Here is a 12,287-nt window from a genome sequence, read left to right on the forward strand (position 1 = left end):
CCAGTGACCCCCTCCTTGTAAGGGAGGTGCTCTCCCAACTGAGCTAATCGCCCACGTTAGAATCTTAAAATAGGGAAGTATGTAAGAAGTGGTGGGCGATACCGGTCTCGAACCAGTGACCCCCTCCTTGTAAGGGAGGTGCTCTCCCAACTGAGCTAATCGCCCTCAATGTTGTGAGCGTGCATTATAATTACTCAATTATTTCAGTCAACAAATTTTTGCCAAAAATCCATCGGTTGTTTCAAAAATAGGCACAATTCGTGATTTTTCCTTATGAATTCAAGCAACTCGTAGTACAATACCGCCCAATTATTTGCACAGAAAAAGGTTATAACATGAAATTAGAAGCATTATTTGATTTGGATCCCAACGTGAAAGTGCGCACCCGTTTTGCACCGAGTCCAACCGGTTATCTGCACGTTGGTGGCGCACGTACCGCACTTTATTCCTGGTTATACGCCAAACACAATCACGGTGAATTTGTGTTACGTATTGAAGATACCGATTTGGAACGTTCCACACCGGAAGCTACACAGGCAATTTTAGAAGCCATGGAATGGTTAGATTTGGCTTGGGAGCACGGTCCATACTATCAAACTAAGCGCTTTGACCGTTATAACCAAGTTATCGACCAAATGATTGAACAGGGCTTGGCATACCGTTGTTACTGTACCAAAGAACGTTTGGAAACATTACGTCATACACAAGAACAAAATAAAGAAAAACCACGTTATGACCGCCATTGCTTGCATGATCATGCAGAACATTCTGCCGATGAACCGCACGTGGTGCGTTTTAAGAACCCAACAGAGGGTTCCGTGGTATTTGATGATGCGGTACGTGGACGCATTGAAATCAGCAACAGCGAATTGGATGACTTGATTATTCGTCGTACCGACGGATCACCGACTTATAACTTCTGCGTGGTGGTGGACGATTGGGATATGGGCATTACCCATGTCGTGCGTGGTGAAGACCATATTAATAACACCCCGCGTCAAATTAACATTTTAAAAGCCCTTGGTGCGCCAATTCCTGTATATGCACACGTTTCCATGATTAACGGGGACGATGGTCAAAAACTTTCCAAACGTCACGGCGCCGTGAGCGTGATGCAATATCGTGACGAAGGTTATTTGCCGGAGGCGCTTATCAACTATTTGGTGCGTTTGGGCTGGGGCCACGGTGATCAGGAAATTTTCACCCGCCAAGAAATGATTGATTTATTTGATTTACACTCCGTGAGTAAATCTGCCAGTGCCTTTAACACCGAAAAATTATTGTGGTTGAATCATCATTACATTCGTGAATTGCCGACAGACTACGTTGCGAAACATTTAGCCTGGCAATATCAGGATTTAGGCATTGACACGTCTAACGGCCCGGCATTAACGGAAATCATCACCATGCTGGCGGATCGTTGTAAAACCTTACGTGAAATGGCGCTTGCCAGTCGTTATTTCTTTGAAGAGTTTGACGCTTTCGATGAAGCCGCGGTGAAAAAACACTTCAAAGCGGGCGCGGTAGAAGCCCTTGAAAAAGTAAAAGAAAAACTGACCGCACTTTCTGACTGGGATTTGCATTCCACCCACGAAGCCATTGAACAAACTGCTGCCGAATTAGAGGTAGGCATGGGGAAAGTGGGGATGCCGTTGCGTGTCGCCGTGACCGGTGCAGGGCAATCGCCGTCTATGGATGTGACCCTTGTGGGTATTGGGCGTGAGCGCGTATTAAATCGTATCCAACGAGCCATTGATTTTATTCACGCACAAAACGTTTAATATTTAATCTGATGGCAATGAATTAAAAATTTAATATTGACAGACCAAGGGGCGGAATTTATCATAGCCGCCACTTACGGGGATATAGCTCAGTTGGGAGAGCGCTTGAATGGCATTCAAGAGGTCGTCGGTTCGATCCCGATTATCTCCACCAAATTTTATAACCTTATCAATTAAAGCAAATTGATAAGGTTTTTTCTTTTTTTGTGTTGTGCTTCATGCTTATCAACGCAAATGCTATTAAGTTCTTGTCTCTAAACTTATCTCATCTAATGTGAAATTTATGCTTAAAAAGAGAATTCAAACATTTCTTAAATGCCCTACCTCTCCCTGTTTCTTGCTAAATGAGTTGCCCACGAGATGAGTTTATGAAACAATTTGTCGCTATTCCAATTTAAAAAATTAACTGAATTTTAAGGATACGATAGTGATCGATTTCGATGGCTACCGTCCGAATGTAGGCATTGTTATTTGCAATGACAAAGGACAAGTGCTGTGGGCGAAAAGATACGGACAGAATTCTTGGCAATTTCCGCAAGGTGGAATTAATGATAATGAAACGCCGGAACAAGCGATGTACCGAGAATTATTTGAGGAAGTAGGTTTAACGCGTAAAGACGTGCGTGTGCTTTATGCATCTAAGCATTGGCTGCGTTATAAATTACCAAAACGTTTGTTACGTTATGATTCCAAACCTATTTGTATCGGGCAGAAACAACGTTGGTTTTTATTACAGTTAGTGGGCGATACTAAAAATATCAACATGCAATGCAGTAAAACACCGGAGTTTGATGGTTGGCGTTGGGTGAGTTTCTGGTATCCGGTTCGTCAAGTAGTCTCTTTCAAAAGAGATGTCTATCGTAAAGCGATGAAAGAGTTTGCTACAGTGTTATTTGATGAAAATAATAAAGATTTGTTACATCGGGCAGAAACTAGCTCGGTAGAAGAGAAAAAGAATACTTTTTCAACCCCCAGAAAAAACTACTCAAAGCATTCCAAAAATTCATCACAGAAGTATAAGGGATAATTATGCTAACCTTTTTCCTCTTTTGTTTACTTGCCGGTTGTGTCGCTGGTTTTTTAGCCGGTTTATTTGGCATTGGTGGTGGTATGGTAATTGTGCCGATGATGGTTTATTTGCTACCAATTGTCGGTGTACCGGATTCGCTCTTAATGTCTACCGCCCTTGGCACTTCCTTTGCCACTATTGTGATTACCGCTTTTTCCTCTGCGCAACGACACCACAAGCTTGGCAATGTCGTTTGGTCCACCTTGAAGTATTTTGCTCCCGCATTAATGATTAGTGCTTTTGTTTCGGGGCAATACATTAGTAAATTGCCTCATGACATTTCCAGCAAGTTGTTTGCCTGCTTAGTTGTGTATTTGGCCACAAAAATGATTTTGTCTATTAAACCGAAAAACATTGACCCGAATAAAAAAATTACACCGTTATCCTCGATTATTGGCGGCGCTTTAATTGGCATGGCATCAAGTGTTGCCGGTATTGGTGGTGGCGGATTTATTGTACCGTTTTTGAATTCTCGCAACGTAGACATTAAAAAAGCTATTGGCACTTCTGCGTTCTGTGGCATGTTAATGGGGATTGCAGGGATGTTAAGTTTTATGGTGAGCGGTTGGAATGTGCAGGGTATGCCGCCTTATTCGATCGGTTTCGTATATTTCCCGGCTGTTTTGGGGATTACCGTTACATCATTTTTTACCTCTAAACTTGGTGCCAACGCAACGAATAAACTCCCGGTGCCGACCTTGAAGAAAGCGTTTGCCGCCTTTTTAATTGTGGTGGCGATTAATATGTTATTGAAATAAGGAACGTTATGAATTCAGATTACCTTGTATTACCGCATTTCGAACCGGCAATTTTTGAGTTCGGCCCCATCGGTTTACGTTGGTATGGTTTAATGTATTTGCTTGGCTTTATTTTTGCCCGTTGGTTAGGTGTGCGTCGAGCTCAGCAAGCAAACAGCGGTTGGACAGTAGATCAAGTCGATTCTTTATTATTCAATGGTTTCATGGGCGTCTTTTTAGGCGGTCGAATCGGGGATGTTTTCTTTTATAATCTTGATCGTTTTTTACAGGATCCGCTGTATTTATTCCGCGTGTGGGAAGGCGGGATGTCCTTTCATGGCGGTTTAATCGGTGTGATTATTGCCATGATCATCACCTCTAAAATACAAAAACGTCGCTTTTGGGCGACAGCAGATTTTGTTGCACCTCTCATTCCTTTCGGTTTAGGAATGGGGCGTCTTGGTAACTTCATTAATTTAGAATTATGGGGGCGTCCAACAGACGTGCCTTGGGCCATGATTTTTCCAACAGATCCGCTATTACTACCACGCCATCCATCTCAATTATATGAAGCCGTGCTAGAAGGTTTAGTGTTGTTCCTCATTCTCAATTGGTTTGTTCGTAAACCACGTCCATTAGGCGCTGTTGCCGGGCTATTCCTTATTGGTTACGGTATTTTCCGCTTTATGATTGAATATGTTAGAGAACCGGATGTAGAGCTGTTTCTTAATGTGATCACAAGAGGGCAGCTTCTTTGTCTGCCAATGATTCTTGGCGGTGTTCTCATTATGCTTTGGGCATACAACAAAAGTGCGGTGAAAAAATGAAACAATATTTAGACTTGTGCCAACGCATTGTTAACGAAGGCGTTTGGGTAGAAAACGAACGTACTGGCAAACGCTGTTTAACCGTGATTAATGCCGGTTTGACTTACGATGTGGCAAACAACCAATTCCCGTTGATTACCACCCGTAAAAGTTATTGGAAAGCCGCGATTGCCGAATTTCTAGGCTATATTCGCGGTTATGACAATGCTGCCGACTTCCGCAAGCTGGGTACCAAAACCTGGGATGCCAATGCCAATGAAAATCAGGCTTGGCTCAATAATCCGCACCGTAAAGGCACCGATGACATGGGGCGCGTGTATGGTGTGCAGGGCAGAAGCTGGCGCAAGCCGAATGGGGAACATCTCGATCAGTTGCGCAAAATCGTTAATAACCTCAGCAAAGGCATTGATGACCGCGGCGAAATTTTGACGTTCTATAATCCGGGTGAATTTAATTTGGGCTGTTTGCGCCCCTGCATGCACACACATACGTTTTCCTTGCTGGGTGATACGTTATATCTCACCAGTTATCAGCGCTCTTGTGATGTCCCGCTTGGCTTGAATTTCAACCAAATCCAAGTGTTTACCTTCTTGGCGTTAATGGCACAAATTACCGGCAAAAAAGCAGGGCAGGCGTTTCATCACATTGTGAATGCGCACATTTATGAAGACCAGTTGGAACTCATGCGTGATGTGCAATTAAAACGTGAGCCTTTCCCATCACCTCAGTTGCAAATCAACCCCGACATTAAATCTTTGGAAGACTTGGAAACGTGGGTCACCATGGATGATTTTGAGGTAACGGGTTATCAATGCCACGAACCGATTAAATATCCGTTTTCCGTCTAACAAAGTGCGGTCGGTTTTAGAAACGTTTTTAAAATCCACCGCACTTTCCATCTGAATAGCCTCATGACTGAATCTCAACAGCAACTGGATGAACAATTTATGCGCCACGCCTTAATGTTGGCGGACAAAGCAGAAGCCTTGGGTGAAATTCCTGTGGGCGCCGTGTTAGTGAGCGAGGAGGGGGAGATCATCGGTGAAGGTTGGAATTTATCGATCATTGATTCTGATCCCACAGCGCACGCCGAAATTGTGGCTTTACGCCAAGGCGGCCAGCGCTTGCAAAATTACCGCTTGTTGAACGCAACCTTATACGTCACCCTTGAGCCTTGCACCATGTGCGCCGGGGCGATTTTGCACAGCCGCATTAAACGCTTGGTGTTTGGCGCAGCGGACTATAAAACCGGTGCAGTGGGTTCCCGTTTTCATTTTTTCGAGGATTATAAAATGAACCATGCCATCGAAATTACCGGTGGTGTGTTGCAACAGGAATGCAGTGAAAAACTCAGTGCGTTTTTTCAAAAACGTCGCGCACAACAAAAAGAAGCGAAATTAGCGCAGCAGTTGATGACTGAAGCGAAGTCTGATGGTTAGAAGTGCGGTCATTTTTTTCAGCATTTTTTAATATCCCTCGTTAAATTTCCTGCGGAGTGATACAATCGCCGCTCAATTTTATTAGTCAAGAGATAAGTTATGTCCCGTCAGAAAAAGACTCGCCGCCTTACAGATATCATGCCGGCCCGCAAATCCGATAAGAAACCGGAACAACTTCTTTCCGGTCGCAAAGCGACACGTTATGAACTGGATGCGAAAGCCCGTGAAGAGAAGAAAAAACGTAAGCATAAAGGATTGGATTCCGGTTCTCGTCATAGTGCGCCGGAAAATAAAGCAGCGAATCAAGTAAAAGAAATTCAGGATCCACGCCTTGGTAGCCGTAAAAAAGTGCCGTTGATGGTGGAATTCGTCAATAAACCGCAAAAAGCGCAAGTTGTGTCAGTTGCAAAATCTGACTCAAAAGCAACATTGGATCCGATGCTTGAATTAGAACAGTTAGAAAATAATGAATGTTTGAACCAGTTGCTGGATCAATTGGACGAAGGTAAAAAATTGTCCGCTGAAGATCAAAAATTTGTGGATGCGTGTTTGGCGCGTGTCGCGCAATTAATGGACGAATTAGGCATTGCGGACGATGAAGAAAACGATGAAGATTTATACCGCACTTTTGAACGAATCGACATCAACCAATTTAAATAAGCCTCTTTAAATTATGTGGAAAACGTTTTTACTCATTGCAGCCGTCATCATCATTGCCGGTATGGTCGGTTATGCCGCATATTTATTGCTGGCGTTGCAAAAGCAGAAAAAAGCACTCTTGCAAGCGCGCCGAAACCGTATTCATCGCATAAAAGAAAGCCTTGAAATTATTGCGAAAGCCATGTTGAACGGTGATTGTAATTTGTCAGAAGGTGTATTGCGTTTAAAAATGCTGTTGGAACCGGTGGGCATGAGCCTCAAACATTATTCTGCTATGTGGCGATTGTATGAAACGGTCGAAGATATGCCGACTCATGAGGCGCGCAGGGAATTAAAAAAGAACGAAAGAATGCGTTTGGATTTACAGCGTGAAAGCACAGAAGCCGAGCTTGAAAGCAAGATTAAGTCAGAACTAAACCGACTTCTAACGGATATCCAAACATTATAAACGTGGGGAAAATTGAATGTCTGAGATCATTTGGGATTTAGCATTAATTCAAAAATATAATCAATCCGGTCCGCGCTATACATCCTATCCGACAGCGCTTGAGTTTAACGAACAGTATACGAATGAGGACTTTATTGCCGCGGCACAACGTTATCCAACACGCCCACTGTCGTTATATGTACACATTCCGTTTTGCCACAAACTTTGTTATTTCTGCGCCTGTAATAAAGTCATTACGCGCCATCAACACAAAGCTGACATTTACTTGGATTTTCTGGAACGAGAAATAAAAGAGCGGTCAACATTATTTACAAATCGTGTGGCAACGCAAGTGCACTGGGGCGGTGGTACGCCAACTTATTTAACGGAGGCACAATCTGCCCGTTTAATGCAAATGTTACGTGACCATTTTAATATTGCCGATAACGCAGAAATCAGTATTGAAATGGATCCACGTAAAATCGAGCTCTCCATGCTGGACCATCTGCGCAACATTGGGTTTAACCGCATCAGTATGGGAGTGCAAGATTTTAATAAAGACGTGCAGAAAGCGGTGAATCGCGAGCAAGATGAAACCTTTGTGAATGCGCTATTGGTGCGTGCTCGAGAATTAGGTTTTCAATCGACAAACCTAGATTTGATTTATGGTTTGCCATTCCAAAGTGTTGAGAGTTTTATGTTCACCTTGAAAAAAGTGATTGAACTCAACCCTGATCGATTGAGCGTATTTAACTATGCCCATTTGCCAAGCCGTTTCGCTGGACAAGCAAAAATAAAAGATTGGCAGTTGCCTAAACCGGAGACAAAGCTGGAAATTTTACAAAAAACCATCGAAACGCTGAGCAGCGCAGGTTATAAGTTTATTGGTATGGATCATTTTGCTAAACCGGATGATGAACTTGCTATCGCACAGCAAAATGGGGTGTTACATCGCAATTTCCAAGGCTATACGACGCAGGAAGAATGTGATTTATTGGGGCTTGGTGTGTCGGCAATCAGTTTATTGGGCGATACCTATGCGCAAAATCAAAAGGATTTGAAGGAATATTATACCGCAGTGGATACCAACGGCATTGCCTTACATAAAGGTTTAGCGATGTCAGAAGAAGATTGTCTGCGCCGTGATGTGATTAAACAATTGATTTGCAACTTTAAATTAGCGTATGCCCCATTAGAGAAACAATATCATATTGATTTTAAACAACACTTTGCAGAAGATTTAACCTTGCTAGCGCCTTTGGCAGCCGATGGTTTATTGGATATCGGTGATGAGCAAATCACGGTTTCCGCCAAAGGACGTTTGTTGATTCGTAATATTTGTTTGTGTTTTGATACTTATTCGCGCGCACAAGCAAAACAACAGCAATTCTCGCGGATTATTTAATTTGAAATTTTTGTAGAGTGGGATTTATGCCTATCTCTACGTCTGTTTCCTAGAATAAAAAGTGCGGTTGAAATTCACAGTAAATTTCAACCGCACTTTTTTGCGGTGTCATTAACCCACTAAATTCAATTCAAACACAGATTTTTTGGGGTTTAAGCGGAAGCCTTCTTGTTCCAGCAAATGATGTTGCTGTTTATCTTGTTCTATCACTAATCGCGTGGATTGCGTGTAACTGACGAATTCTTTGGCTTTGGCGATAAGTGCGGTGTAAATGTCGTGGGATTGATTGCTGTGGCGCACGAAAATATCTGTTAATTGCCAATAACGTTGCAATTGCAGTGAGGAAAGGCGAGGGTAAAGTTGAATAAAACCGAGTGCTTGTTGATACTGGTCGATGGCGAGGAAAAAAATACTTTCACTAAAACGAATTCGATTGGAAAGAAAGGTAAGCGTGCGATCCGGATTTTCTGCCATGCCCTGAGAAAGACGATATTCTTCAAATAGCGGCAGGAGTGTTTCCAGGTTCCATTGTTCAGCTTTAAAAATTTTAATCATGAGGCAATCGGTCATTTTTTGTTAAATTTATACAGTGGATTGTATCTTTTTAGCCCAAAAGAATCATCTGTTACAAAGAAAATTTTTTAGAATGATGCTCTTTTTTACCGAAAAAGAGGGATTTTTTTGCTATAGTAACCACAGTTTTTATTCAATTAGATTAAGGAGAAACAAAATGGCTCGTCGTCCTTTCGTTATGGGTAACTGGAAATTAAACGGTAGCAAAGCATTCACTCGCGAATTAATTACCGGCTTAAAAGAAGAATTACACGGTGTGACCGATTGCGATGTGGCAATTGCCCCACCGGTCATGTATTTGGCGGAAGCAGAAAAATTATTATCTAACTGTGGTTGCAGTTGCGGCGGTGAAAATATCATCCAATTAGGCGCACAAAACGTGGATGTGAATGTGAAAGGCGCTTTCACCGGTGATATTTCCACTGAAATGTTAAAAGATTTCGGTGCGAAATACATCATTATCGGTCACTCCGAGCGTCGTACTTATCACAAAGAAAGCGATGAATTTGTGGCGAAAAAATTCGGTGCGTTAAAAGAAGCAGGCTTAGTGCCGGTGTTATGTATCGGGGAATCTGAAGCGGAAAACGAAGCGGGTAAAACCGAAGAAGTCTGCGCGCGTCAAATTGATGCCGTCATCAATCTCTTGGGCGTAGAAGCCTTTAACGGTGCGGTGATTGCCTATGAGCCAATTTGGGCAATTGGTACCGGCAAATCTGCCACTCCGGCACAAGCGCAAGCCGTGCATGCCTTCATTCGTGGTCACATTGCGAAAAAATCCCAAGCGGTTGCTGATCAAGTGATCATTCAATACGGCGGTTCTGTAAACGATGCGAATGCCGCAGAATTGTTTACCCAACCGGATATTGACGGTGCATTAGTGGGTGGCGCGTCCTTAAAAGCCCCAGCCTTTGCAGTGATCGTAAAAGCCGCGGCAAAAGCGAAAAATTAATTCCATTTTGTCTTTGAGGGGCGGTGACTACCGCCCCTTTTCGTTTCCAGATTTCAGAAACTTCCGCTATAATGACCGCACTTTTTTAACCTTAAATTCAAGGAATTTATCATGCAAAATCCAAAAGATGATGTTTTATATGCGCCGGTTGAGTGGATTGACCACAGTGAGGGTTACACCGACATTCGTTATCATAAATCTACCGACGGCATTGCTAAGATCACCATCAATCGTCCTGAAGTGCGTAATGCTTTCCGTCCGCAAACTGTTAAAGAAATGATCAATGCTTTTGCTGATGCTCGTTTTGACGAAAAAATCGGTGTTATCGTGCTAACCGGCGAAGGCGAAAAAGCGTTCTGTTCCGGCGGTGACCAGAAAGTACGTGGCGATTACGGCGGCTATAAAGACGATAGTGGTGTGCATCATCTCAATGTATTGGATTTCCAACGTGATATTCGTACTTGCCCGAAACCGGTAGTGGCGATGGTGGCAGGTTATGCTATCGGTGGTGGTCATGTGTTACACATGATGTGTGATCTTACCATTTCCGCAGACAACGCTATTTACGGCCAAACCGGCCCGAAAGTAGGTTCTTTTGATGGTGGTTGGGGCGCAAGCTACATGGCACGTATTGTCGGTCAGAAAAAAGCGCGTGAAATTTGGTTCTTATGCCGTCAATATAATGCACAAGAAGCCTTAGACATGGGCTTAGTGAACACTGTAGTGCCTTACGCTGACTTAGAAAAAGAAACCGTGCGTTGGTGTCGTGAAATGCTCCGTAACAGCCCGATTGCTTTACGTTGCTTGAAAGCGGCACTCAATGCGGACTGTGATGGACAATCCGGTCTTCAAGAACTTGCCGGTAATGCCACCATGTTATTCTATATGACGGAAGAAGGTCAGGAAGGTCGCAACGCCTTCAACGAAAAGCGCGCACCTGATTTTGGTAAATTTAAGCGCAATCCTTAAGATAAAAAGTGCGGTCGTTTTTAAAAATGTTTTTTAAATTGACCGCACTTTTGCCATTTCGCACACAATAATTTCTTTTCTGCAATTGATATAGGTAAAGACAATGGATTTCGGTTTAACAGAAACAATGATTAAAAAAATCGGTTGGCATTTGCGCCATTTTCCCCAAGTTGAAACGGCGATTTTGTTTGGCTCGCGCGGAAAAGGGAATTTTCGTGAAGACTCAGACATTGATTTAGCCTTAAAAGGCGATGGTATCACCGATGACATGTTGCACGACATACTGCAAACCCTGTCGCAAACCACCTTGCCGTATAAATTTGATTTAGTTATTCATGACAAGATTACCGATCCGGCTTTACTGGAACATATTCAACAGGTGGGTAAAATTTTCTATGAAAAGAAAAATTGTGCCATTCAACATCGTCGTTACCAACTTTTCCGTTATTCCATTCCGGTAGATTCGCAGCTGATTTTGCGCAATCGCTTTTTGAAAAAGCGTGAAGGCCTTTTGGTGAAAGTGTGCTGTGGGCAAAATGAAGGCTGGGGCGAAATTGCACCGTTGCCGGAATTTAGTCATGAAACCTTAGACCAAGCGCAAGTCCAAGCTATCGAATGGCTGGAAAAATGGGATCAATCCCGCAGTTGTAATGTAAAACTGGATTTAACAGCGGATTTGTATCCTTCCGTGGCATTTGGTTTAAGCTGTGCGTTATTTGAAATGAAAGGTCGCTTGGACGATGAAGGCAATTATCAAACGGCGCCTTTATGTTATGGCGATCCCGATGAACTTTATGAACCGCTGGATCAAATGCAGGGTGAAAAAGTGGCGAAAGTGAAAGTGGGCATGTATGAAGCCAATCGTGATGGCCTCATTGCCGATATGCTGTTAGAGGCTATTCCGGATTTGCAATTACGGCTAGATGCTAACCGCAGTTGGACACCGGCTAAAGCGCAAATATTTGCTAAATATGTAAAACCTGAGCATCGTGCGCGCATTCAATTTATTGAAGAACCTTGCAAAACTCGTGAGGAAAGTCGCCAATTTGCGGCAGAAACCGGCATTAACATTGCCTGGGATGAAAGCGTACGCGAACCGGATTTTTGTGTGGAAAAAGAACCGCACTTGGCCGCGATTGTGATTAAACCGACCTTGGTGGGATCTATTGAACGTTGTGCTGAGTTGATTGCACAGGCACACGCGTTAGGCATTAAAGCGGTTATCAGTTCCAGCATTGAAAGTAGCTTCGGTTTAACCCAACTGGCGCGTATGGCAAAACAATATACGCCAAATGTTACGCCGGGATTAGACACCTTGGATTTAATGGATTATCAAATCATCAGAACTTGGCCGGGATCAACGTTACCTGTCGTTGGTTTGGATTCGGAATTTATTACCGAAGTGATTTTAGATTAAAAGTGCGGTCGTTTTTTCGGTTATTTTTTACCGT

The 12,287-nt window shown here is 43.1% G+C and carries 13 protein-coding genes, 2 tRNA genes and 1 pseudogene; 14 read left to right on the plus strand and 2 right to left on the minus strand.

The features are described from left to right. Positions 1–89: 89 nt before the first annotated feature. Positions 90–165, minus strand: a tRNA-Val gene (locus ACO5E4_RS04965). Positions 166–335: 170 nt separating this feature from the next. Between ACO5E4_RS04965 and gltX the strand changes: the two genes are divergently transcribed. The 10 genes from gltX to hemN all read left to right on the plus strand — a co-directional run bounded on the left by gltX (position 336) and on the right by hemN (position 8,345). Further along, a complete protein-coding gene (gene gltX, locus ACO5E4_RS04970; protein WP_485862271.1) occupies positions 336–1,781 on the plus strand; it encodes a glutamate--tRNA ligase in 1,446 nt (481 codons plus the stop codon). Positions 1,782–1,859: 78 nt separating this feature from the next. Beyond that, positions 1,860–1,935: transfer RNA gene (locus ACO5E4_RS04975), tRNA-Ala, on the plus strand. A gap of 273 nt (positions 1,936–2,208) precedes the next feature. After that, positions 2,209–2,808, plus strand: coding sequence for an RNA pyrophosphohydrolase (gene rppH, locus ACO5E4_RS04980; RefSeq protein ID WP_485862272.1), 600 nt, complete (start codon positions 2,209–2,211; stop codon positions 2,806–2,808). A 2-nt stretch (positions 2,809–2,810) separates the two neighbouring features. Beyond that, the gene (locus tag ACO5E4_RS04985) at positions 2,811–3,608 is read left to right on the plus strand and encodes a sulfite exporter TauE/SafE family protein (protein ID WP_485862273.1); all 798 of its coding nucleotides are present in this window, start codon (positions 2,811–2,813) and stop codon (positions 3,606–3,608) included. A gap of 8 nt (positions 3,609–3,616) precedes the next feature. Beyond that, on the plus strand, positions 3,617–4,414 hold the full coding sequence (gene lgt, locus ACO5E4_RS04990) for a prolipoprotein diacylglyceryl transferase (RefSeq protein ID WP_485862274.1): 798 nt from the start codon (positions 3,617–3,619) through the stop codon (positions 4,412–4,414). Further along, complete coding sequence (locus ACO5E4_RS04995) at positions 4,411–5,262, plus strand: thymidylate synthase (RefSeq protein WP_485862275.1); 852 nt, start codon at positions 4,411–4,413, stop codon at positions 5,260–5,262. The genes lgt and ACO5E4_RS04995 overlap by 4 nt, the downstream gene beginning before the upstream one ends. 63 nt (positions 5,263–5,325) lie before the next feature. After that, a complete protein-coding gene (tadA, locus tag ACO5E4_RS05000; RefSeq protein ID WP_485862276.1) occupies positions 5,326–5,853 on the plus strand; it encodes a tRNA adenosine(34) deaminase TadA in 528 nt (175 codons plus the stop codon). 99 nt (positions 5,854–5,952) lie between these two features. Beyond that, positions 5,953–6,513, plus strand: coding sequence for a Der GTPase-activating protein YihI (yihI, locus tag ACO5E4_RS05005; protein WP_485862277.1), 561 nt, complete (start codon positions 5,953–5,955; stop codon positions 6,511–6,513). A gap of 13 nt (positions 6,514–6,526) precedes the next feature. Further along, positions 6,527–6,961 carry a DUF2489 domain-containing protein gene (locus ACO5E4_RS05010; protein ID WP_006717057.1) on the plus strand — a complete coding sequence of 145 codons (435 nt, stop codon included), beginning with the start codon at positions 6,527–6,529 and terminating at the stop codon, positions 6,959–6,961. Positions 6,962–6,977: 16 nt separating this feature from the next. Further along, positions 6,978–8,345 carry an oxygen-independent coproporphyrinogen III oxidase gene (gene hemN / locus ACO5E4_RS05015; RefSeq protein WP_485862278.1) on the plus strand — a complete coding sequence of 456 codons (1,368 nt, stop codon included), beginning with the start codon at positions 6,978–6,980 and terminating at the stop codon, positions 8,343–8,345. 111 nt (positions 8,346–8,456) lie between these two features. Here hemN and ACO5E4_RS05020 read toward each other — a convergent pair whose 3' ends face one another. Next, positions 8,457–8,900, minus strand: a complete 444-nt coding sequence (locus tag ACO5E4_RS05020) for a GNAT family N-acetyltransferase (RefSeq protein WP_454906442.1) — start codon at positions 8,898–8,900, stop codon at positions 8,457–8,459. 175 nt (positions 8,901–9,075) lie between these two features. Between ACO5E4_RS05020 and tpiA the strand changes: the two genes are divergently transcribed. The 4 genes and pseudogenes from tpiA to menC all read left to right on the plus strand — a co-directional run bounded on the left by tpiA (position 9,076) and on the right by menC (position 12,253). After that, positions 9,076–9,867: a triose-phosphate isomerase gene (gene tpiA / locus ACO5E4_RS05025; RefSeq protein WP_485862279.1), complete on the plus strand. Its 792-nt coding sequence runs from the start codon at positions 9,076–9,078 to the stop codon at positions 9,865–9,867. 111 nt (positions 9,868–9,978) lie between these two features. Further along, the gene (gene menB / locus ACO5E4_RS05030) at positions 9,979–10,836 is read left to right on the plus strand and encodes a 1,4-dihydroxy-2-naphthoyl-CoA synthase (RefSeq protein WP_485862280.1); all 858 of its coding nucleotides are present in this window, start codon (positions 9,979–9,981) and stop codon (positions 10,834–10,836) included. A gap of 127 nt (positions 10,837–10,963) precedes the next feature. Further along, positions 10,964–11,230 (plus strand): annotated as a pseudogene (locus ACO5E4_RS05035) (nucleotidyltransferase domain-containing protein); the annotation flags it as partial. Between the two features lie 21 nt (positions 11,231–11,251). Further along, a complete protein-coding gene (gene menC / locus ACO5E4_RS05040) occupies positions 11,252–12,253 on the plus strand; it encodes an o-succinylbenzoate synthase (protein WP_485862348.1) in 1,002 nt (333 codons plus the stop codon). Positions 12,254–12,287 lie beyond the last annotated feature (34 nt).

The sequence above is a fragment of the Aggregatibacter sp. genome (assembly GCF_057314075.1).

Bases quoted from the DNA above. Each gene is read 5' to 3' on its own strand.
- ACO5E4_RS04985 (WP_485862273.1), top strand. From the start codon at position 2,811: ATGCTAACCTTTTTCCTCTTTTGTTTACTTGCCGGTTGTGTCGCTGGT.
- menB (WP_485862280.1), top strand. From the start codon at position 9,979: ATGCAAAATCCAAAAGATGATGTTTTATATGCGCCGGTTGAGTGGATT.
- tadA (WP_485862276.1), top strand. From the start codon at position 5,326: ATGACTGAATCTCAACAGCAACTGGATGAACAATTTATGCGCCACGCC.
- lgt (WP_485862274.1), top strand. From the start codon at position 3,617: ATGAATTCAGATTACCTTGTATTACCGCATTTCGAACCGGCAATTTTT.
- ACO5E4_RS05020 (WP_454906442.1), bottom strand. From the start codon at position 8,900: ATGATTAAAATTTTTAAAGCTGAACAATGGAACCTGGAAACACTCCTG.
- ACO5E4_RS05010 (WP_006717057.1), top strand. From the start codon at position 6,527: ATGTGGAAAACGTTTTTACTCATTGCAGCCGTCATCATCATTGCCGGT.
- ACO5E4_RS04995 (WP_485862275.1), top strand. From the start codon at position 4,411: ATGAAACAATATTTAGACTTGTGCCAACGCATTGTTAACGAAGGCGTT.
- yihI (WP_485862277.1), top strand. From the start codon at position 5,953: ATGTCCCGTCAGAAAAAGACTCGCCGCCTTACAGATATCATGCCGGCC.
- hemN (WP_485862278.1), top strand. From the start codon at position 6,978: ATGTCTGAGATCATTTGGGATTTAGCATTAATTCAAAAATATAATCAA.
- tpiA (WP_485862279.1), top strand. From the start codon at position 9,076: ATGGCTCGTCGTCCTTTCGTTATGGGTAACTGGAAATTAAACGGTAGC.
- gltX (WP_485862271.1), top strand. From the start codon at position 336: ATGAAATTAGAAGCATTATTTGATTTGGATCCCAACGTGAAAGTGCGC.